Genomic DNA, 22,482 nt, shown 5'->3' with positions numbered 1-22,482 from the left:
GCCCCCAGTCCCGCTTCTGCTTCCCCCGAGCCCCCCGCCCATGACCCCCATCGCCATCGTTGGCCGTGCCTGTGTGCTGCCGGGCGCGTTGTCGCCGCAGCAGTTGTGGGATGCGGTGCTGGCCGGGCGCGATTTGACGCGCAGCGCGCCGGCGGGTCGCTGGCGGGTGTCGTCATCGGTGCTGTGCGCCGCTGACCAGCCCGCGCCGGACCACTGCTGGTCGGACTGCGGCGGCTATGTCGACGGCTTCGATTCGATCTGGGATCCGCGCGGTTTCGCGTTGCCGCCAGAGCAGCTCGCGGGCCTCGACCCGCTGGTGCACTGGCTGCTGCACTGTGGCCGCGAAGCGATCGCGGACGTGCGTGCGCGCCCCGCGCGCGTCGGCGCGGTGGTCGGCAACCTGGGCTTTCCCAGCGAGGCGATGGCCGCGTACGCGGACCGCGTCTGGCGCGGGCTGCCGCCGGGCGACGCGCGCAACCGCGCGATGAGCGGCGGCACCGCGGCGCTGCTGGCGCAGGCGCTCGGACTGACCGCCGGCAGCTTTTGCCTGGACGCGGCCTGCGCCAGCTCGCTGTACGCGATCAAGCTGGCCTGCGACGCGCTGGCCGATGGCGACGCCGATTTGATGCTGGCCGGCGCGGTGCAGCGCGCCGACGACCTGTTCCTGCACCAGGGCTTCGCCGCGCTAGGCGCGCTCAGCAAGAGCGGGCAATCGCGCCCCTTCCACCGCGACGCCGATGGCCTGCTGCCGGCCGAGGGCTGCGCCCTGCTGGCGCTCAAGCGCCTGGCCGACGCGCGCCGCGACGGCGACACCATTCATGCGGTGATCCGCGGCATCGGATTGTCCAACGACGGTCGCGGCAAGGGCCTGCTGGTGCCGGACGAGAGCGGCCAGCGGCGCGCGATGGCGGCCGCGCTGGCGATTGCGGGCATCGCAGCCACGGAGGTCTCGCTGCTCGAATGCCACGCGACCGGCACGCCGGTCGGCGACGGCACCGAGCTCCGCAGCACCGCGCAGGTCTACGGCGCGCGCCCGTTGCCGATCGGCTCGCTCAAATCCAACCTCGGCCACCTGATCACCGCCGCCGGCGCCGCCGGCCTGATCAAGCTGACCGAGGCGCTGCGCCACGGCGTGCTGCCGCCCAGTCGTGCCGTCGATGCGCCCATCGCGGCGCTGGCCGCATCGCCCTTCCACTTGCTGCAGCAAGCCGAACCCTGGCCCGCCGACGCGCCGCGCATCGCCGCGATCTCGGCCTTCGGTTTCGGCGGCAACAACGCGCACCTGATCCTGTCCGACGACGCCTCCACCCCGCCCGTAGAGCCGAGCTTGCTCGGCTCGTCCCCCGCGCAAGGCGTCCGCGGAGCAAGCTCCGCTCTACGGGGTGAGACGCCCATCGCCATCGTCGGCATCGGCGCCTGCATCGGCAACGCGATGGACCGCGCGGCGGTCGTCGCGGCGCTGTTTGGCGAGGCCGCGATCGAGCCGCGGATGGAGACCATCGAGCTGGATCTTGCCGGCCTGCGCTTCCCGCCGAACGACTTGAAACAGGCGCTGCCGCAGCAGCTGGCGATGCTGCGCGCCGCGCGCGAGGCGCTGGCGCAGTCCGGCCCGCTGCCCTCGCGCAGCTCGGTGTTGGTCGGGATGGAGCCGGATGCAGAGGTCGCGCGCTATGGCACGCGCTGGCGCAGCGCCGATCTGGCGAAAGACGGCGTCATCGCGCCGCTGGAAGCCGCCGGCGTGCTCGGCTGCATGCCCAACATCCCGGCCAACCGGCTGTCCTCGCAGTTCGATGCCAGCGGTCCTTCCTACACCGTGCAGGCCGGCGCCGCATCGGGGCTGATCGCGCTGCGCATCGCTGCGCGCGCACTGGCCAGCGGCGAGATCGACGCCGCGCTGGTCGGCGCGGTCGACCTGTGCGACGAGCCGGTCAATCGCGCCGCCGGCAACGCGCAACCCGGCGATGCCGCGGTGGCGCTGGTGCTGCGGCGGCTCGTGGATGCGGAGGGGGAGGGGCTGCGGGTGCTGGCGCTGGTTGCGGTGAGTCCTGGAGGGCACGAAACAGCTCCGCCAGAGCGCCGCCCTGCGACAGCAATCAGCTTGCGCGAAACCGACGTGCCGGATCCCGCCGCGCTCACGTGCCCTCGTGCCCTCGTGCCCTCGTGCCCTCCAGCCGACCACGGCGCCGCCACCTCCCTCATCCGCACCCTGCACGCCACCCTCTGCCTGCACCATCGCCGCCATGCCGACGGCCGCCCCTGGCTGGGCGCGGCGACGCGCACCATCGACCTGCCGCTGCCTGGTTTGCCGGGATCCGGCTGAGCGAAGCCCGTGGCCATCGGCGCGTGAGTGAATCGCCGCAGCCGCGCCTGCATCTCTACGCCGGTGCCGACCGCGCCGCGGTGATCGACGCGCTGCGCGCGGATCGGCCGGGTGGCGAGGGCCCGGCGCGCGCGGTGCTGGTCGCATGCGGGGACGAGCTGGCGGAGGTGCGCCAGCGCGCGCTGGCGCATCTGGAGGGCGGCGCGCCGGCGGGCCAGGCGGTGCACTTCCGCGAGCGCCCGATCGGCGGCGAACTGGCCTTCTGTTTCGCCGGTGCCGGCGCGTCCTATCGCGGCATGGGCCGCGAACTGCTGCTGGCGCTGCCACAACTGCTGCAGCGCCTCGCCGCGCGCAGCACGCGGCTGTGCGAGGTGCTCGACTGGTCCTTCGATGAAGCGGCGCCGCCGCCGACCGCGCTGCAACAACTGTGGGGCGCCTCGGGCCTGTCGCAGGCGCACGCCGAGTTTTCGACTGGCGTGCTCGGCCTCAAGCCGGACGCCTGGCTGGGCTATTCCTCCGGCGAGACCAACGCGCTGGTCGCCAGCGGCGCCTGGCGCGATGCCGATGCGCTGATGCTGGAGATGGAAACCAGCGGCCTGATCACGCGTCTGCTCGGCGGCGCCTTCGAGGCGGTCGCGCCGCAATGGGGCAGGGCGGTGGCCTGGGCCAGCTGGACCGTGCTCGCGCCGCTCGCCGAGGTGCGCGCGGCGCTGGCCGACGTGCCGCGCGTGCATCTGGCGATCATCAACTCGGACAGCGACTGCCTGATCGCCGGCGAGGCCGCGGGGCTGCACTGTGGCGGTCGAACGCCTCGGCGCGCACCGCTGCCTGAAACTGGACTACCCGCTCGCGGTGCATGTGCCGGAGCTGGATGCGGTGGCCGGCGAATGGCTGGCCTTGCATCGCCGGCAGACGCATCCCACCCACCGCGGCCGGCTGTATTCGACCGCCGCCGCGCGCGCCTACGCCCCGGAGCGCGAGGCCTGCGCGCAGGCGATCCTCGCGCAGGCCAACCACACGCTGGACCTGCGCCCGCTGGTGCTCCAGGCCTGGGACGACGGCGTGCGCGTGTTCGTCGAGCACGGCCCCGGCAACAGCTTCGGCCGCGCCATCCGCAACATCCTCGGCGAACGCGAGGCGCTGGTGGTGAGCCTGGACCGCAAGGGCGCCGGGCTCGACGGCGCGCTCGCCGCTGCCGCCGCGCTGCTCGCCGCTGGCGTGGCGGTCGATGTCAATGCGCTGCACGCCGAACTACCCGCCGCCGCTCCACCAGCGGCACCGCAGCGGCCGATGCGCCTTGCCGCGCACTGGCCGCCGGTGCGGATTCAGCCGCCCGCCCAGCACATGCCCCCGGCGCCCGCGCTGCCGCCGGTGCTCGATGGGTATCGGCAGCGGGTCGCGACGCCACCGCTCAGCGCAGCTCCGGACAGCGAACTCACCCACACCGTGCAGGCCGACCGGCACTCCCCGCCCGCAATCATCCCTCGCGCACCCGCCAGCATCGCCGCCATCACCGCCATCCAACGCGCCGTCGCCGACCTGGCGGCCGCGCACCAAGGCCATGTCGCCGCGCTGGCCGGTGCGCAGCAGCAGTACCTGGCAGTACTGGGCAAGGCGCAGGGCTTGCTGATGCAAGCGGGGGCACGGGGCAGGGGGCAGGGGGAATGGCAGCGGGCTCCGCAACCCATCGTGTCGAAGTCCGGTGACCAGCGCCCCGCGACGGCGCCCGGGCTTGCCCCGGAACAGGCCTCCCGCCCCCTGCCCCTCGCCCCGCTTCCGGCATCTCCCCGCTTCACCCGCGACGACCTCGAAACCCACGCCGCCGGCCGCATCTCCGCGATCTTTGGCCCGGCCTTCGCCGGCCAGGACGGCTACACCCGCCAGGTGCGCATGCCGCAGCCGCCGCTGCTGCTGTGCGACCGCGTGGTCGCCATCGACGGCGAGCCGCTGTGCATGGGCAAGGGCCGCATCGTCACCGAGACCGATGTCGCCAACCACGCCTGGGCGCTGCACGCCGGGCGGCTGCCGGCCGGGGTGATGATCGAGGCCGGCCAGGCGGACCTGATGCTGATCTCCTGGCTCGGGGTGGACGCGCTCAACCGCGGCGAGCGGGTCTACCGCCTGCTCGGCTGCGAGCTGACCTACCACGGCGACCTGCCGCGCGCGGACGACACCCTGCACTTCGACATCGTGCTCGACGGCCACGCCGCGCAGGGCGATGTGCGCCTGATGTTCTTCCACTACGACTGCGTCAACGGCGGGCGCGCGCAGCTCAGCGTGCGCGGCGGCCAGGCGGGCTTTTTCACCGATGCCGAACTTGCAGCGTCCGCGGGCTGCCTGTGGTCGCCGCAGGCACAGGCGATCGTCGAATCGCCGCGACTGGATCCGCCGGCTGCGGCCTGCACCCGCGCGGCGCTCACACGGGCCGACCTGGAGGCCCTTGCCGCCGGCGACGCCGCGGCCTGTTTCGGCGCGGGCTTCGAGCTGGCGCGTACGCACACGCGCACGCCGAACATCCATGCCGGGCGGATGCTGCTGCTCGACCGGGTCACCGAGCTGGCCATCGACGGCGGCCCGTGGCAACGCGGCTATCTGCGCGCCGAACTCGACATCCACCCGGCGCAGTGGTTCTTCGCCGGGCATTTCAAGAACGATCCGTGCATGCCGGGCACGCTGATGTTCGAGGCCTGCCTGCAGGCGATGGCGGTCTACCTCGCCGGCTGCGGCTACACCCTGAAGCGCGACGGCTGGCGCTTCCAGCCGGTGGCGGAGCTGCCGTACCCACTGCAGTGCCGCGGCCAGGTCACGCCGGCGTCGAAGCTGCTCGTGACCGAAGTCTTCGTCGAGGAGCGCATTGCCGGGCCCAGGCCTACGGTCTTTGCCGATTTGCTGTGCACCGTCGATGGCCTGAAGGCCTTCCACGCGCGCCGGGTCGCGCTGGAACTGGTGCCGGACTGGCCGCTGGCCGACGCGCCCGCCGATGCGCCGGTTGACCTGCGCGCTCCGGTCGTCGATGGCTTCCGCTTCGATCGCCACGCGCTGATGGCCAGCGCGCTGGGGCGCCCATCGCAGGCCTTCGGGCCGATGTACGCGCGATTCGACGGTACCACCCGGGTGCCGCGGCTGCCGTCGCCGCCGTATTTCTTCATCAGCCGCATCGCGCGCATCGACGGCCCGATCGGCGTGATGCAGGCCGGCGCGCGCGTGGTCGCCGAGTACGACGCGCCGGAAGACGCCTGGTACTTCCGCGACAACGGCGCGCCGGTGATGCCCTTTGCGGTGCTGCTGGAAGCGGCGTTGCAACCCTGCGGCTGGCTGGCGAGCTACGTCGGATCGGCCCTGACCAGCGACGGCGAACTCGGCTTCCGCAACCTCGACGGCGAGGGCGTGGTGCTCGCCGAACTGACCCCAGGCTGCGGCACCCTGGTCGCCGAGGTCGAGCTGACCCGCGTCTCCGCCAGCGGCGGCATGATCATCCAGGGCTTCAACGTCCGCTGCCATCTGGGCGGCCGCGATGTGTACCGACTGCAGACCGTCTTCGGCTTCTTCCCGCCCGAGGCCCTCGCCGCGCAGGCGGGGTTGCCGGAGGATGTGGCGATGCGGGGGGTGCTGGAGGGCGACAGCAAAGGGGCAGGGGCAGGGGCACGGGCCGGGGACGTGCTGGAGCCGGGCAACCCACTTGCCCGCCGCTCGCGGCGGGGCTCCCTGCCCCTGCCCGCCCCGCTGCGCCCTGCCCCGTGCCCCGCTCCTCCCCCACTCCCACCTCCGCCTCCTCGACCCCCACCCGCGCATCGACCTCAACGCCGGCCAGGTATGCGCCGGGCGCCGGGTCGATCCCGGCGAGTGGTACTTCAAGGCGCATTTCTTCCAGGACCCGGTGCAGCCGGGCTCGCTGGGGCTGGAGGCGATGCTGCAGGCGCTGCAGGCCTACCTGCTCGACTGGAACGCGCACAGCGACATCGCGCAGCCGCGTTTCCAGGGGATCGCGACCGGGCTGACGCACCGTTGGAAGTACCGCGGCCAGGTCTTGCCGCATCATCGGCAGGTGCACACCACCCTGGAAATCACCGACCGCGGGCGCGACGAGCAGGGCGTCTACGCCATCGCGCGCGGCAGCCTGTGGGTGGACGGGCAGCGCATCTACGAGGCGCAGGGCATCGGCATGCGCATCGTGCCGGGCGCCGCATGAGCGACGCGCGCGTGGTGGTGCGGCGCATCGCCGACGTGCTCGCCGGCGCGCCACCCGCCGGCGAGTGGCTGTCGCCCTGCGAGCAGGCGCGTGCCGCCACTATGCGGGCGCCTGCGCGCCACGCGCAGTACCTCGCCGGTCACTGGTTGCTGCGCACCTTGCTGGCGCAAGCGCACGGCGGCGATCCGCGCGACCACGCGCTGCTGGAACGCGAGAACCAGCCGCCGGCCGTCGCCGGATCGGCGTTGCACACCTCGCTCAGCCATGGCGGCGACTGGATCGCGGCGGCGCTCTCGCCCGCGCCCATCGGCATCGACCTGGAACCGCGCACCCCGCGCCCCGCGCTGCGCCGGCTGCAGCACCTGCTGTTGAATCCGGACGAGCCGCCCGGCAGCCTGGACGACGACGCCCTGCTGCAGCGCTGGGTCATCAAGGAAGCCCTGATCAAGCGCGACCACGGCAGCGCCTTGCCGGAGACACTGGCGGCGATCCGCGTCCACGCGACTCCGTCCGTGGACCGCGCGGACGTCCGGTCATGGACCACCGAGACCTTCCACCTGTCCGTCGCTCCGGCCGGGGTGGCGGTGCATCGGAAGAGTTCGACCTGCCCTGGCCCAGGTCGCGTTGAAGGGAGGGAGGGCGGTGAGGCTGAACGCGCCTGCTCCGCGATCTGCGCGCTGAAGGGCGGGAACGGCAACCGTTCAACGCAAAGACGCAGAGGACGCAAAGGGACGCAGAGAAAAGCAGCTGATGGTGTTCTCGCGTCCTCTGCGTCTTCGCGTTGAATCGGCGGGTGTGCGGATGGGAAGTGCGGCGCCGCCTCTGCTTTGCTGCCCACAGCCCACAACCCACAACCCACAACCCTCCCCTAAGGCACCTGCACCCGGTTCGTCGCCCCCTGCAGGTCGCGCAGCAGGGTGATCCAGAGCTCATTGGTGTCGGCGCGCAGCGATGGCAGGTAGTCGACGTCCTGCACCAGGGTCTGGCCGTTGAAGCGGATGCCGGCGGGCAGCGCGGCGGTCCAGTTCGACACGATCAGCAGCGGCCGGCGCAGGGCGCCGTTGGCGACCGCGAGGTTGGCGTCGAGCTGGTTGCCGGCGGCGTCGAAAGCCCAGGCGGCGCGGACATGGTTCCAGCCCGCGGGCGCATAGGTCACGCTGTCCGGCCGCGCCACGCCGGCCGGGCCGCTGGTGCGCACGCTGCCGACGGCCGCGCTGGCGGTGGTGGTCTGCACGGTCTCGATTTCGGCCACCTGCGCGCCGACCGGATCCTCGCTGTGGCGGTCGAGCACCACGAAGGTGGCGTAGCTCTTGCGCGGCCAGCCGCTGGCGGTGGTGTTGGGCAGCGGGCCGCCCCAGAACGCGCTGCCGTGGGTGAAGTAGGCCTGCTGGCCGAGCCAGCCGAAGTTGCTGCCCCAGGCCAGGCGCGTGTTGTTGGTCGCGCCGCCGCCGCCGAGCGAGTAGTTGATCGACTGGTACGGCCAGTTGAAGTCGCAGGGCATGCGGTAGTTGTTGCCGAACACGGTGCAGGCCAGGCCCGCGGCGCTGGTGCTGTTCCAGCGGTTGGTGCCGAAATAGCCGCCGGCGTCCTGCTGCACGATGGTCTGGGTCTGCACCGTGCCCATCGTCGCGTCCACCGCGCTGGTCCAGAGCTTCACGTAGGGAATCGTGTTCGGCTGGTTCCAGGTCCACTCGCTGCCCAGCGTGACCGGATTGGTGGTCGAGACGAACTGGTAGCGGTCGCCCCAGCCGACGCCGGCGACCACGCTGTGCGCGCCGGCGCTGGCGGCGCCGTCGAACAGCATCTCGCCATAGGGCGCGCGGGTGTCGTCGTTCAGCGCATCGGCCGGCACCGCATTCGGCAGCGCGCCGGTCAGGTCCCAGGTCATCGCCCACAACGGATGGCTGCGCCCGTTGGCGATCATCCATTCGATCGTCACCGGCACCTGGTACTGGGTGTTCGGCGGCACGGCGTCGGTGCGCGAATAGCGCGGATAGCGCTGGGTGAAGCGCAGGATCGCGTGGTGGCGGCCGGCGAACACGCTCAGGAACTGGCCGCTGAAGCCATGGCCCAGCGGCGAATCGTCATTGCCGCCGATGCCCGTGGTGCCCTCGTTGCGATGGCTGACCACATAGCCGAAGCCGCCGGCGAAGCTGCCGGTCTGGCGCACGATGCGGGTGCCGCCCGGCACCTCGTAGCGGTATTCCCACAGCTCGCCGCCGCGCTGGCCCTGCGGGCCGACCTGGCCGTCGTTGCGCGCCAGCGCGGCCACGCGCGGCTGGTTGTCGGCGTCGCGCCAGGTGTAGCGCTCGCTCTGCATCCCGCCCACCGCGACATTCGTTTCGACCAGCAGCAGCGGCACCGCGGGTCCGCCGCCGTCACCCTCGAAGCCGTTGGCAAAGATCGCGTTGCCGCCGGGATTGGCCGGCGGTTCCAGGCTGATCGTGTCGACATACATCACCGGCTGCGCGCCGGCGACATCCGACTGCAGGTCGATGCGGTCATAGCTGCCGTTGTAGGACAGCGGCGGCTGGGTCAGGTTGACCAGCACCTCGCGCCACTGCCCGGCGACGATGGCGCCGCCCGTGATGTAGCCGTCCAGCTCGCCACTCGCCAGCGCGGTCGAGTTGCCGCCGCCGTCGGTGGTCTGCAGGAAGATCCGCAACTGCTGCCCGCCGCTGGCGCCGCCATGGACGAAGAAGCGCACCACCGGATGCGTCGCGGTGGCGTAATCGGTGCCGACATTGGCCAGGCCGATGGCGTTGAAGTTGCTGCCGGTGAACGCAATCGACGCCGCGCCCGCATGCACCGGCGCCGGGTTGGCGAAGTCCGGCGCCGGGGCGCCGAAGGAAAAGTTCAGAAAACCGTTCTGCAGCGCGTCGTCGTAGACCACCACCGACTGGCCGGAGGCGAAGCCGGGCAGTGCCAGCAACATCGCCATCATTCCCTCGCGCAAACGCATGGCTTACCTCGGGTACTTGGCAGGAGGAACGGCGTTTCCCGCCCTTCGGTACGGTTGCGCCAGCATGCGCGCGATTGCGCGATTGTGCGACCGCGCGCACCGCGCAGGCCCAGGTCGGCATCGGCTCAAGGCCGGTACTGGAACACCGCCTCGATGCCGACGCCGAGCGCGTGGGCGAGGCGGAAGGCGAGTTCCAGCGAGGGCGAGTAGCGCCCGGCTTCGAGGGCGATGATGGTCTGGCGCGTCACCCCGCAGCGGCGCGCCAGCTCCTCCTGGGTCAGCTCGCCCTGCTCGAAGCGCAGGCGCCGGATCTGGTTGTGGATGGCGCCCGCGCTCACGGCTGGTCGCGCCGGTACTGCAGGGTGGCCGACAGGTGCTCGGCGACGCTGGACACGATCAGCAGGCCGATCAGCCAGTGGGCCACGCTGACCGGGTTGGCCAGCGCCTGGAAACCGGCGCCGCCGAAGCCCAACTGCACGATCAGCGCGATCAGGGCGATCGCCAGCACGCTGTAGGCATGCGCCGAGGCGCGCGTCGCGATGGTGCGGTCGCGCTCGTCCTCGATGCCGTCGTCGCGCCGCAGCCCGCGCAGGATCGCTGCCGACACCGGCCACAGGATCAGCATCAGCAGCACATTGCGCCCGAGCACCCAGGTCTCGGCAGCGTCCGCGTCCAGCGTCCAGCCGAGGCGGTTCAGGCGCGCGAAGAAGCTGATGCCGATGGCCAGGCTGAAGCCGAAGCCCAGCAGCGCGAGCTGCTGCCCGAGCGAGGCGTATTCCTCGGCGACGTCGCGCACCCGGTGCCACAGCCAGACCACCAGCCAGGCGGTCGCCAGCAGCAGGATGCTGCCGAGCACCCCCGAGTCGATGCCGAACACGCGGTCCGGTGCCAGCCACATCAGGTAGGCGGCGAGGGCCGCGAGCGCGGCGGCCGGCAGGTTGCGGGCATGCATCAGGGTCATCGGATGTCTCCTCTAAAAGACAATATGTAATCTACAGCGTACATTTTGTCCGTCAAGGATGACTTCTGGCCCGGTGGGCTCAATCAGCTGAGGTCGCAGCCCAGGGTCCTGCCGGCGCTGCGCTGCGCGCTCCACCCGGCCTACTTGAGCAGTCCGGTTTCATCCCTCGCCGGTGTCGGACCCTTCGATGCGCGGCTCACTCGAAGCCATTCGCGAACACCGCCTCTGCCGGCGCGAGCGCGAAGGCGAGGCCGTCGGAGGTGCGGTGTTCCCAGCCCCATTTGCGCCAGGGGCTGACGCGGAAGGCGGGCAGGCCGGAAGCCGGGCCGGCCGGGCGGATCCAGTAATTCACGCCGATGTCGTAACTGGCGTAGAGGTTGTTCGCGGCGGTGCGGAAGGCTGCGGACGACTGGCCCGTCAGGTCGGCGAAGTAGGCCGACCATGCCAGCGCGCCGGCCACATTCAGCGCGTGCTCGACATCGGTACCGTTGCGCTGGCCGCTGCTGCCATCCAGCAGCATGGCGTAGCGCGGCTGCCACAGGGTGCCGCCGTAGTCGGTGTCGCTGGCCTGCTCCAGCGTCGCCACCAGGAAGGTGCCCAGGCGGCGCAGGAACTGGGCCGTCGCGGCATCCTCGCCGGTGGCATAGGCGCGCACCGCGGCGTCGAGCAGCAAGCCGGTCATCCACGACGAGCCGCCGAGGTCGGCGCTGCCCCAGTCGCCGGCGTGCTGGTCGCCAGTGTGGTACAGGCCGCCGTCGATACGCTGCGCCGGGATCGCGCCGCCGGCGCCGTCCTGGTGCGCGCGATAGTCGGCGAGGATCTGCTCGACCGCGTCGCGCCGGGCAGCGCCGCCGAGCACTTCGTACGCCACCACGTTCGCCATCAGCTTGTACGCGGCGTGGCGCTCGGTCCAGAAATTGCGTTGCGGCGTCCATGCGTGCGGGAACCCGGCGTGCGCGGTCGGCACCAGGGCGATCTTCGCCTCGGCCAGCGGGTCGGCCACGGTCCACAGCGTGTAGGCCAGCGATTCGTTGTAGGCGTACTTGGAATCCCCGGCGGCGAGGGTGTAGAAGCCCTGCGCGTCGAGCCGGTCGCCGTAGAACTGCGCCGCCTGCACCGCCTCGCGCAGCGCGGTGAAGAAGCCGCTGCGGAAATACAGCACGAACATGGTCCCGGCGCGGTCGTACAGCCAGGGCTCGGCCTGGGTCTTGTACGGGCATTGGTTGGCCGGCGTGACCAGCGGATCATCGCGGTTGATCACGCTGTAGAAGTTGTTCTTCAGCGCGCGCTCGGCTTCCTGGGTGCCGGGCCAGCTGAGCGTCGCGTCCATCGTCGCCGGGTTGTCGCGCGCCTCGCCATTGCTGGCGTCGAAGGGCGTGCTGCGCGAGGACTTGAGCAGCCCCTGGCTCAACCAGGCCGCCGGCAGCACCGCGTAGACATCCGGTTCGAACACGTTGTCGCCGGCGACAAAGCTGCCTGCGGTGACCCGGTGCCAGGCGCTGCGCGGATCGACCAGCGCAGGCACGTCGAGCGTGCGCGGCGGGCCGCCCCAGTCCAGAGTGATGGTCTCGCTCGCCGGAAACGAGGCGGCGAAGGTGTACTGGATCTGCACCCGCGCCACCCGCACCGAGGCGCCGTCGAGCGCGGCATTGCTGCGGTGGCGCCAGGGCGTCAGCAGTGAGACATGCGCCGGCTGCTCCACGCCGCCCTTGAGCACCCGCAGCGTGTTCAGCTGCGCCGGCGTCAGCGAGCCGCGCGGAAACGGCACGCCGAAGCTCACCCGCACCGGCACACCCGCGGCGACGGCTTCGGTCGGGTGCAGGCGCACCGTGAGGCTGCCCGCGGGCACCGGCGGCGCGTGGAAAGCCGGTTGCGCCCAGGCGGGTGCGACCAGGCACAGCAGCAGCAACAGGGCGATGCGCATGGCGACAGTCCCGCGACCTGATGACAACCAAGACGATAGATCCCGCCGGCTTGGGACAACCGCGCCGCGCATCACGCCTCGGGAGCTCGCGACGCCTGCATGAAACTTCATGCAGGCCTCACCGAGCGCTCCTAGCCTGTGCACGACCGGCGGCCCGACGCCCGCCACCCGATGGAGCCCGCCGCATGCCAGCAGACGCACACCCGCACGCCATCAGTCGCGGCAATCCCCGGCCCGAGGCTGTCTGGGTCGCCGCCGGAATCCTGCTGCTGCTGCCGCTGGTGGCGATGCATTTCACCCGCGAGGTGGACTGGTCGCTGGCGGATTTCGTGGTCTTCGGCGGCATGCTGCTGGCGGCCTGCGGCAGCTACGAGGCGGCCATGCGCTTGTCCGGCAGCACCTTGTACCGCGCCGCGGTCGGCGTCGCGGTGGCGAGCGCCTTCGTGCTCGTGTGGATCAACCTCGCAGTCGGGATCATCGGAACGGAGGGCAATCCGGCCAATCTGGTCTATGCCGGGGTGCTCGGGGTCGGATTCGTCGGGGCGCGGGTCGCGCGGATGCGCCCGGCCGGGATGGCTGTGGCGCTCCAGGCGACGGCGGCGGCGCAGGGCCTTGCAAGCCTGGTGGCGTGGGCTGCCGGAGAGTCGCTTGCGGCACTGTTCTCGCTGCTGTTCGTGCTCCCCTGGCTGGCGTCGGCATGGTTGTTCGGGCGCGCGGCAGCGGCGCAGACTTCCCCGCCGGCGCGCTGAGCCCGCCCACCACACTGGGGACCATGACCCGGATCCTGCTGGTCGAAGACGAGGGTGCCATCGCGCAGACGGTCGAGTTCGCGCTGCGCGCGGCCGGCTTCGAGGTGGCGCACGCGCTGACCGCGCGCGCCGCGCTGCGGCTGGCCGCGGCGAGCCCTTTCGACCTAGCCATCCTCGATGTCGGGCTGCCGGATATCGATGGCTTCGCGCTGTGCGCAGAGCTCCGCCGCCTGCGCGAACTGCCGGTGATCTTCCTGACCGCGCGCGCCGGCGAGGCCGATCGCGTGCATGGACTGGAACTGGGTGGCGACGACTACATCGCCAAGCCCTTCTCGCTGCGCGAGCTGGTGGCGCGGGTGCGCGCGGTGCTGCGCCGCGGCCAGGGCGCGGCGCCGGCGAGCGGCTTCGGCCACGATCCCGAGGGCCACCGCATCCACTACCGCGGACGCCTGCTGGAGCTGACGCGCTACGAGTACCGATTGCTCGCCGCGCTGCTGCAACGGCCGGGCGCGATCCTGACCCGCGCGCAACTGCTCGACCGCGCCTGGGGCCCGGACAGCGACAGCACCGATCGCACCGTCGACACCCACATCAAGACCCTGCGCGCCAAGCTGCGCGAGATCGATCCGGACAGCGACCCGATCCGCACCCAGCGCGGCCTGGGCTACTCGCTGGAGCAGGGCTGATGCGCATCGGCCTGCGCATCCTGATCGGCACCTTTGCCATCGTCGCGCTGACCGCGCTGCTGCTGAGCCAGGTGTTCCTCGCGCAGGTCAAACCCGGGGTGCGCCAGGCGATGGAGGACACCCTGGTCGACACCGCGAACGTGCTGGCGGAGCTGGCCAGCGACGATCTGCTGGCCGGACGCATCGCCGACGGGCGTTTCGCCGCGCGCGTGCGCGGCATGCACGGGCGCGATCCGGGCGCGGCGATCTGGGGCTTCGCCAAGCGCCGCACCAACTACCGCATCTACGTCACCGATGCGCGCGGCATCGTGGTGTTCGACAGCAGCGGGGTCGATGTCGGCGCCGACTACTCGCGCTGGAACGATGTCTACCTGACCCTGCGCGGACGCTACGGCGCGCGCTCCTCGCTCGCCGATCCGGACGATCCGGACTCCAGCGTGATGCATGTCGCGGCGCCGATCCGCGACCCCGGCGGGGCAATCGTCGGCTCGCTGACGGTGGCCAAACCGAATCGCGTGATCGCACCCTTCATCGAGCGCAGCCAGGCGGTCGTCGCGCGCTGGGGCGCGCTGCTGCTCGGCTTCGCGCTGCTGGTGGGCATCGCCAGCGCGGCCTGGCTGTCGCGCCAGTTGGGCGCGCTGCGGCGCTACGCCCAGGCGGTCACCGCGGGCGAGCGCGTCAGCCTGCCGCGCGCGGCAGGCGAGTTCGCCGAACTCGGCCAGGCGCTGGAAACCATGCGCGCACGGCTGGAAGGCAAGCAGTACGTGGAGCGCTATGTGCACGCGCTCACGCACGAGATGAAGAGCCCGCTGGCGGCCATCCGCGCCAGCGCCGAGCTGCTGGAGCAGCCGCTGCCACCAGCCGACCAGGCGCGCTTCGCCGAGGCCATCCGCACCCAGGGCGAGCGCCTGACGCAGATGATCGACCGCCTGCTCGCGCTGGCCGAGGTGGAGCACCGCCAGCGCATCGAAGCGCCGCAGCGGCTGGTCGTCTCCGAGCTGCTCGACGCGGTGGCCCAGGACAGCCGCCCGCACCTGGCCCGGCGCGGCCAGCAGTTGCGCATCCGCGTCGATGGCGCGCCGCAGGTGGATGGCGACGCCTTCCTGCTGCGCCAGGCGCTCGCCAACCTGGTCGAGAACGCCGGCGACTTCGCGCCCGCCGGGAGCGCAATCGAGCTGAGTGCGGGCATCGACGGCGAGTGCGTGCAGCTCAAGGTATGCGACGACGGCCCGGGCGTGCCCGATTACGCCCTCGGCCGCGTGTTCGAGCGCTTCTACTCGCTGCCGCGCCCGGACGGCGGCCACCGCAGCAGTGGCCTCGGGCTGTGTTTCGTCGCCCAGGTCGCGGACCTGCACGGCGGCAGCGCGACGCTCACGAACCGGCCCGAGGGCGGCGCCTGTGCCACGTTGCGGCTGCCGGTCGCCTCCAGCCGTGCCGGCATGCCCACATAGCCACCGCCCGGGCAGTGCGCGATCGAGGTGCTTGCCGACATCGCCCAGGCCGAGAGCCCGGGCGAGGTCGCCGCGCGCAGGCAGGCGCTGCTCTCGCATGACGCGCGTCGCTGCCACCTGAACCACCATCGAACGCTGCCGGCCTTCACCAAGCCCGCCCGCGGGCCCTGGGAAGCCCAAGTGCGTCCGAGATGACTCAGAGGTTGCGCGATCGCACCGCCGCGAAGCCAACGAGCACCAGGCCGAGCATCGCCATGCCCCGGGGCGTCCATCGCCGGCGCCGTTACTGGAGCCGTCACCGTCGCTCCGGCCCGCGTAACCGCCGCCCGGTCCGATTCAGGACTCACCGGCATGACCGGTCGCTCTTGCCGCCCACATAATCTCGCGCACGGCCGGCCGCATCATGATCGCCTGCCGGGACTCGGCGCCCCATTCAGCAGCGGGCGCGCCTGCGGCGCGACCGCCTCGTCGCCCGCTCGGCAATCACCACATCCATGCCGGGACGCTTCTCCGCGGTCGCCGCGGCCTCGCCTGCGAGCGCGCTCAGCAGGCACCGGCCCCAGGTCGCGAGCCGCGATCATCCCGCGTCGGGGTGCTGCGGCGGGGAGATGCGGGATGTCACGTCAATCCTTGCGCCGTCGGTATCGTCGGTGTGTCGCTTGTGCTGAAATGCACGCATGGACGACCTGAACCGCTTCCTCGACGAGCTCGGCGGCGGCGATCCGGCGCTGGCGCAGCGCGTCTATGCGCAGCTGCGCGCGCTGGCGGCGCGCCAGCGGCGCCGCGCTGGCGGCGGCGAGGCGAGCACCACCAGCATCGTCCACGAGGCCTACGAGCGCCTCGCGCGCCAGCGCAGCGTAGACTGGGTCACGCGCGCCCAGTTCTTCCACCTCGCCGCGCGCGCGATGCGCTGCCTGCTGGTCGACCGCGCGCGCCGCGCGCAGAGCGTGCGCCACGGCGGCGACGCGGTCCAGGTGGAGCTGGCCGACGTGGACGTCGCGCAGATGCCGGCGGAGGAACTGCTCGCGGTCGACCAGGCGCTGGTGATGCTCTCCACGCTCGACCCGCGCGCACACGATGTGGTCGTCTGCCGTGTCTTCGGCGGACTCGATGTGGACGACACCGCACTTGCGCTCGGCTGCGGCAGCGCGACCGTCAAGCGCGACTACGCCTTCGCGCGCACCTGGCTGTACCAGCAACTGGCGGGCACGCCCCGGTGAGCGACTACGCGCGCCTGCGGGCGGCCGTCGAGGCGGCCTGGGAGGCGCCGGCGCAGCGACGCGACGCGCTGCTGGCAGCGGCGCTGGACCAGGCTCCGGAGCTGCTTGCGCAGGCGCGCGCCCTGATCGCCGCGGATGCGCCCGCCGCGGCCCATTTCGATGCCTTCGGCGCGCGCGCGGTGCACGACGCCGAAGCGGAACTGGCGCGCCGGCAACTGGTCGGCCGCGTCTACGGTGCCTACCGGGTGCTGCGGCGGCTCGGAAGCGGCGGCATGGGCGAGGTCTGGCTGGGCGAGCGCTGCGACGGCCAGTTCGAGCGCAAGGTCGCGATCAAGCTGCTGGCGCCCGGGATCGCGGCCGAATGGACCGCGCCGCGGCTGGCGGCCGAGCGCCGCATCCTCGCCAGCCTGGACCACCCCGGCATCGCGCGCCTGCTGGACGCCGGCATCGACGCCGAGGGCCAACCCTGGCTGGTCGAGGAGTACGTCGAGGGGCGCGGCTGGCAGCAGGCGATCGCGGAGCTGCCGCTGGCAGGGCGCGTGCGCCTGCTGCTGGCGGTCTGCGCGGCGGTGGCGCACGCGCATGCGCGGCTGGTGGCGCACGGCGACATCAAGCCCGGCAACCTGCTGGTCGACGCGCAGGGCCAGCCGCGCCTGATCGACTTCGGCATCGCGCGCTGGCTGGACACGACCGATGCGGCGCCGGCCGCCGCCACGCCGGCGTGGTCGGCGCCGGAGCAACGCGCGCAGGCGCCGGTGACCGCCGCCACCGATGTGCACGCGCTCGGCCTGTTGCTGCACCACGCCTGCGGCGGCGCGCGCGCCGCGGAGGGCGCCCCGCTGCCGCTGGCGCGCCGCCTGGGCGACCTTGCGCGCATCACCGCGCAGGCGCTGGCGGCCGATCCCGCGCAGCGCCACGCGTCGGTCGCGGCCTTTGCCGAAGACCTCGAACGCTGGCTGGCGCATCGGCCACTGGCGGCGCAGGCCGTGTCCGCGCGTCGGCGCGTCGCGCTGTTCCTGCGGCGCCATCCGTGGGCCTGTGCGACCGCTGCCGCGGTGCTCGCCTCGTGGCTGGCGCTGACGCTGCAGATCGCGGCGCAATCGCGCCGGCTGGCGGCGGAGCGCGACCGCGCCGCCGCGGTCACCGCGATGCTGGTCGACCTGTATTCGGCGGCCGATCCCTCGCGCGCCCAGGGGCGCGAGACCACGCTCGCCGAACTGCTCGCGCCGGCGCAGGCGCGCCTCGCCGCGCGCGCGCTCGACCCCGAGACCCGCGCGCAGTTGCAGCGCGTGCTGGCGCGCACCTGGCAGGCGCTCGGCGCGCACGCCGCCGCGGCGCCGCTGGTCGAGGCTGCGCTCGCCCACTACCGCGCAATGCCAAGGGCGTCGAAGGAACTGGCGGCGACGCTGGTGCAGGCCGGCGAGAACGCACGCCTGGCCGGGCGACTCGACGCGGCGACCGCCGCCTTCGACGAGGCGCTGGGGATCTACCGCGCGCTCGCCGGCGCCGGCTCCGCGGACTCCCTCGACACCCTCGCCAAGCGCGCGCGGCTGGCGATCCTGCGCGGCGAGCCCGCGGTCGCGCGCGCCGACCTCGAAACCGCACTCGCCGGCAGCCGCGCGCTGCTCCCGGCGGACCCGGCGCGCGTGGCCGAGCGCCTGAACGACCTCGCGGCGGTCGATTTCGCGCTCGGCGATTTCGCCACGGCGACCGGCCGACTCGAGGAAGCGGTGGCCTTGCAACGCGCCGCGGCGGGTCCGGGCGGGCAATCGCCCGAACTCGCCACCAGCCTCAACAACCTCGGCCTCGCGCAGTTGCAACTCGGCCGCACCGACGCCGCCCGCGCATGGCTGGAAGAGGCCCTCGCGCAGCGCCGCCAGTTGCTGCCGACCACCCACCGCGACCTCGCGCAGACGCTCGCCAACCTCGGCGTGCTGCTGCAGGGTGCGGGCGAGCTCGAGCGCGCCGGCGAACTGCTCGACGAGGCGCTGCGCATCCGCGTCGCGGCGCTCGGAGAATCCCACCCGCAGGTCGCGCAGGCGCGCAACAACCTGGCGTTGCTGCAACAGGACCGCGGCGAGCTCGAAGCGGCGATCGCGGGCTTTCGCGGTGCTCGCGAGAGCCTGCACGCGCAACTGCCGGCCGGCCACGCGTTGCGCGCGCAGGCCGACCACAACCTCGGCCAGGCCTTGCTCGAAGCGGGTCTGCGCGAGGAAGCGCGCGGCTTGCTCGAGTCCGCGCTGGCGGCGCGCCGCCAGGCCTTGCCGGCCGGCCATCCGCACCTCGCGTGGACCCTGGTCGCGCTCGGGCGCCTGCGGCTGGAGGAAGGCGCGGACGCGCAAGCGCAGGCGCTGCTCGCGGAAGCCGCCGCGATCCGGTCCACGCTGGAGGCCGACGACTGGCTGCGGCTGGAGGCCGAGCTCGCGCTCGCGCAGGCACGTGTCCAGGCCGGCGAGGTCGCCGCGCGCGCCGACGTGCAGCGCCTGGCGACACAACTGGCGCGCCATCCGGGGAGCCTGGGACGCCAAGGACGGCGCGCGCTGGCGCGCCCGTAGCAGCACGCATGCATCGGACCGGCTGCGCGCGTGCCCGGGCCTCGGGCCGACGCTGCCCGGACACGCCCGGGGCCTGCCGACGCCGTCACCGCCGCTCGCGCGTACGTCCGTGATCCGCCGCGGCGCCCGATCTCGTCCCTGCGATCGTCCAGGCGAAGGAGATCGTCCATGTACCTGCGCATCCTCGGCTTGCTGCTCGGCCTCGCCACCGCGGCCAGCGCCGCCGCGGCGACGCTGCGCCCCGAGCCGGGGCTCTGGTACAACCCCAAGCGCAGCGGCCACGGAGTCGACTTCCAGTTCGCCGGCAGTACCCTGATCGGCATCTGGTACACCTACGATTCGTCGGGACGGCCGACCTGGTACATCGCGAGCGCGCCCTACTCGGGAACGACCTGGAGCGCATCGCTGTTGTCGGCGCGCTGGAACGGCAGCGCCGCGGCGCTGACCCAGGTCGGCACGATCGGCCTGCGCGTGCACGAGGACGACCGCGCCGAGTTCTCCTGGAACCTGGACGGGAACACCGGCAGCGAGCCCTTCGAACGCCTGCGCTACGCTGCCAGCGTGCCCGCGTCCAACCTGACCGGGATCTACCACCACGCCACGCAGACCGGCTGGGGCCTGAGCTTCGAGGTGCAGGGCAGCACCGCCGCAGCGGTGCTCTATTTCTACGATGGCAGCGGCTTTCCGCGCTGGGCGCTCGGCACCGGGCCGCTCGCCGCCAGCGGGGCCGACAAGGCGGGCGCGCCGACGATTCCAATGAACGCCTTCTTCAGCTTCGGCGCCAACGCCCCCTACGGCGGCGCTCCGGCCGTGGAGCCGGCGGGCACCCTGGGCCTCGTGGACGGTCGGTTGAGCATCGACGTGCTGCTGCCGGGCGCTCTCGGCGGCTGGCAGCGGGACGTGCCCGCCACGCTGCTGACCGACTTGAACCCGAGCTACCTGTTCGCGCACATCCAGGGGCCGGCGATCATTCCCGCCGGCGCCAGCGTGCCCTACAGCGCGCGCTTCGACACCGACCTCGCCAACCTGGACGGGCTGCAGTACGAGTGGACCGTGGTCTACGGCGATCGCGTCGTGCAATCGACCAGCAACACGGTGACGGTCCAGCCGATGGGCGCCGAAGGCCTGGTCGGCATCCAGCTCGAGGTGCTGCATCCATCGAGCGGACGCAGCGCCTTCGCCACGCTGACCGCGTCGGCGCAGTTGGCGGACCTGTTCGATGTCGCCATCCTGCCGGCCCACCCCAGCGCTCTCGTGGGCCGCGACAACCGCTTCGACGCGGTCGTGATCGGCGGGCGCGCTCCGTACACCTACCTCTGGGACGGCGAACACCTGAGCAGCATCGATGCCAGCAGCACCTCACTGCTCCCACCGTGCTACCTGACCGTGACCGGCAGCGCCAGCCTGGAACTGCGCGTGGAAGATGCCGACGGGCGCGTCGCCACGACCCGGCACGTGTTCAGCTACGCACCGGGCCGCTGCGCGATGACCATCCTCGGTCCGGACTGCCTGCTGCAGGGGCTGCCGAATGCCTTTGGCGTGCGCGTGGACGGCGAGGAGTACTCCGGCGATGACTATCAATGGAGCTTTCCGACGAGCCTCGGCCTTGGCTGCCAGCGTGCTTACTGCACGCTGATCGGTACCCCGAGCGCGCCCGACCAGTTCTTCGCCTTGAGCGTCAGCCACCCGGCCTACGGAACCGCCGAACGGCGCATCGCGCGCATCTGTCCAGACGGCCCGCGCCTGGCGATCCAGGCCAACCCCGCCAGCCTGGCGCCGAATGCGAGATACGTGGACCTGGTGCTGACCGCGTCCGGCGGCGTGCCGCCCTTCTCGATGGACCTCTGGTGTGTCCGGGGCGACGAGGATGAGGAACCCGAAGGCTCCGCCGCGGTGCAGACCGGCAGATGCGATTTCGACCCGCTCCAGGTTGGCGTCCAGCAGGCGCGCGCAACCGTCTTCGATGGCGAACGACGTGGCTTCCGCACCGAAGTGCTGATCCCGATCGTCGCCAGCCAGCCGCTCGCCGCGACCCTCGATTCGCCGTCTGCGCCGTCCACCTGCATCGATCATGCGATCAGCATCGCGATTGCCAACGGCACCGCGCCCTTCGACGTGCTGCTCGACTTCGGCGACGGCAGCAGTCCCTACAGCACGCGCACCAGCAACCGCAGCCTGCAACTCGTGCATGCCTGGGCACCGGCGAGTGCCGGAAGCCCGCGCACGCTGAGCCTGCGGGTGAGCGACAGCGCCGGTGGCAGCACCGAGCTGACGCGCCAGCCGGTGCCGGTCAACGCCGCGGTCGATGTCGAGGTCAGGCTGCGCAACGCCGCCGCCCAGAACATCCACATCTACGACCGCAGCACGCCGCCCGGCGGCTGGTTCGATCCCGCGACACGGCTGACCCCGGGCGCCACGCGCATCGAAACGGTGCGCCTCCCCGCAGAGGCCTGCGAGGGCCAGGTCGAATGGGGCGCCGGGCGCAATTCCACGCAACTGACCGAGCGCAGTTGCACCTACCGCAAGCGCGAACCTGCCGCCGGCCTGACCTTCACCGAATCCGGTGGCGCCATGCTCTCCTGCGACTGAGCCGGACCGCGGTAGATCCGGGGCCGACAACAACCCCTACCCAGGTGCCGATCGTGCTGGTACCGACACCCGACCACGACCAGCGTGCCGGGCGCGTCGGCGGCACGGCCGATCGCGGCGCGCACGAGTTCTCGTATGACGGCAGCTTCGCCCGCGATCCCTGCCGGGCAATGTCGGCGGCAACCCGACGCAGCTGTTGCGGGCACCGATTCCCTTGCTGTCCAGCGATTTGCTGGCGCCTTCCTGGGCAAACAAGCCAAGGGCCCGGGAGCAGGCCGCCGTCTCGCCGATCGCCAGCGCAGGACGAATGCCCACTTCGCTGCTACCGGGCTTTTCACCCTGACTGAAGCCCGAGCCAATCCCGATGAGGAAACCACCGACTGGAGCCGCGATGCGAAGAGCGTTCGGACAAGGTCCGAACCCACAGATGCCGCGAGCTTGCTGTGCGTGGGTTTGGACCTTGTCCAAACGCGGTTGCTCTTGGGGCGCTCCCGCGATGAGGATTGGTACGAATCAGGACCGCACTCTCGGTTCGAAGGGCGCAGCGGCGATGCCCTTCCCGACCCCTGTCAGGAAAAGCGCCGGGCGCCTCGCGTCGCGGGTTTGTGGCCCGTTGAAGGATGGCGGACGCGAGGACCCGGCCTGCGTCGCGCGGCTCCGGAGCACGCGGTGTCTTGGTGTGGCGTGACGGCCGACCGCGCCGGCGGCCGCGTGCTGACCCGCCGCAAGTGCCGCGCCGGCGCTGCAAACGATTGCAGTCACTCGACAGGGCCGCCTTGGCTCGGGACACTGCCTGCTTTCCGATCGCTTGGGGCTTTGCATGTCGATATCGTGGATGCGATCGGTCTGTACCGGGCTGCTGCTTGTGGCTGCCTT

At 72.1% G+C, this 22,482-nt stretch carries 14 protein-coding genes and 1 pseudogene; 10 read left to right on the top strand and 5 right to left on the bottom strand.

All coding sequences use genetic code 11. From position 1 onward, the window contains the following. Positions 1-40 precede the first annotated feature (40 nt). Positions 41-2,320 (top strand): hypothetical protein, encoded by a 2,280-nt coding sequence (locus IPK27_00225; protein ID MBK8066090.1) that lies wholly within the window; start codon positions 41-43, stop codon positions 2,318-2,320. Between the two features lie 508 nt (positions 2,321-2,828). Here the strand turns inward: IPK27_00225 and IPK27_00220 are convergent. Beyond that, positions 2,829-3,065: a hypothetical protein gene (locus IPK27_00220; GenBank protein MBK8066089.1), complete on the bottom strand. Its 237-nt coding sequence runs from the start codon at positions 3,063-3,065 to the stop codon at positions 2,829-2,831. A gap of 545 nt (positions 3,066-3,610) precedes the next feature. On the opposite strand from IPK27_00220, the pseudogene IPK27_00215 reads away from it, so the two are divergent. Continuing rightward, positions 3,611-5,917: pseudogene (locus tag IPK27_00215) on the top strand (3-hydroxyacyl-[acyl-carrier-protein] dehydratase FabA). Beyond that, positions 5,835-6,509, top strand: a complete 675-nt coding sequence (locus tag IPK27_00210; protein MBK8066088.1) for a hypothetical protein — start codon at positions 5,835-5,837, stop codon at positions 6,507-6,509. Before IPK27_00215 ends, IPK27_00210 begins: the two are co-directional and overlap by 83 nt. A gap of 868 nt (positions 6,510-7,377) precedes the next feature. On the opposite strand, the gene IPK27_00205 is transcribed toward IPK27_00210, so the two are convergent. From IPK27_00205 to IPK27_00190, 4 genes are all read right to left on the bottom strand, one after another. Next, positions 7,378-9,471 carry a hypothetical protein gene (locus IPK27_00205; protein ID MBK8066087.1) on the bottom strand — a complete coding sequence of 698 codons (2,094 nt, stop codon included), beginning with the start codon at positions 9,469-9,471 and terminating at the stop codon, positions 7,378-7,380. Positions 9,472-9,596: 125 nt separating this feature from the next. Next, positions 9,597-9,809 (bottom strand): helix-turn-helix transcriptional regulator, encoded by a 213-nt coding sequence (locus tag IPK27_00200; protein ID MBK8066086.1) that lies wholly within the window; start codon positions 9,807-9,809, stop codon positions 9,597-9,599. Beyond that, complete coding sequence (locus IPK27_00195; GenBank protein ID MBK8066085.1) at positions 9,806-10,432, bottom strand: DUF2178 domain-containing protein; 627 nt, start codon at positions 10,430-10,432, stop codon at positions 9,806-9,808. The genes IPK27_00200 and IPK27_00195 overlap by 4 nt, the downstream gene beginning before the upstream one ends. A gap of 196 nt (positions 10,433-10,628) precedes the next feature. Continuing rightward, complete coding sequence (locus tag IPK27_00190; protein ID MBK8066084.1) at positions 10,629-12,356, bottom strand: hypothetical protein; 1,728 nt, start codon at positions 12,354-12,356, stop codon at positions 10,629-10,631. Between the two features lie 185 nt (positions 12,357-12,541). On the opposite strand from IPK27_00190, the gene IPK27_00185 reads away from it, so the two are divergent. The 7 genes from IPK27_00185 to IPK27_00155 all read left to right on the top strand — a co-directional run bounded on the left by IPK27_00185 (position 12,542) and on the right by IPK27_00155 (position 21,606). After that, a complete protein-coding gene (locus IPK27_00185; GenBank protein ID MBK8066083.1) occupies positions 12,542-13,105 on the top strand; it encodes a hypothetical protein in 564 nt (187 codons plus the stop codon). 23 nt (positions 13,106-13,128) lie between these two features. Continuing rightward, positions 13,129-13,791 carry a two-component system response regulator CreB gene (creB, locus tag IPK27_00180; protein ID MBK8066082.1) on the top strand — a complete coding sequence of 221 codons (663 nt, stop codon included), beginning with the start codon at positions 13,129-13,131 and terminating at the stop codon, positions 13,789-13,791. Further along, positions 13,791-15,242, top strand: coding sequence for a two-component system sensor histidine kinase CreC (gene creC / locus IPK27_00175; GenBank protein ID MBK8066081.1), 1,452 nt, complete (start codon positions 13,791-13,793; stop codon positions 15,240-15,242). Before creB ends, creC begins: the two co-directional genes overlap by 1 nt. Before the next feature lie 27 nt (positions 15,243-15,269). Beyond that, the gene (locus tag IPK27_00170) at positions 15,270-15,437 is read left to right on the top strand and encodes a hypothetical protein (GenBank protein MBK8066080.1); all 168 of its coding nucleotides are present in this window, start codon (positions 15,270-15,272) and stop codon (positions 15,435-15,437) included. A 482-nt stretch (positions 15,438-15,919) separates the two neighbouring features. Further along, positions 15,920-16,462 (top strand): RNA polymerase subunit sigma-70, encoded by a 543-nt coding sequence (locus IPK27_00165; protein ID MBK8066079.1) that lies wholly within the window; start codon positions 15,920-15,922, stop codon positions 16,460-16,462. Continuing rightward, complete coding sequence (locus IPK27_00160; protein MBK8066078.1) at positions 16,459-19,017, top strand: serine/threonine protein kinase; 2,559 nt, start codon at positions 16,459-16,461, stop codon at positions 19,015-19,017. The genes IPK27_00165 and IPK27_00160 overlap by 4 nt, the downstream gene beginning before the upstream one ends. A gap of 168 nt (positions 19,018-19,185) precedes the next feature. Further along, the gene (locus IPK27_00155) at positions 19,186-21,606 is read left to right on the top strand and encodes a hypothetical protein (protein MBK8066077.1); all 2,421 of its coding nucleotides are present in this window, start codon (positions 19,186-19,188) and stop codon (positions 21,604-21,606) included. Positions 21,607-22,482: the final 876 nt, after the last annotated feature.

It is taken from the genome of Rhodanobacteraceae bacterium, assembly GCA_016713135.1.
Classification (GTDB): Bacteria; Pseudomonadota; Gammaproteobacteria; order Xanthomonadales; family SZUA-5; genus JADKFD01.
This window is presented reverse-complemented; position numbering and strand designations above follow the sequence as displayed.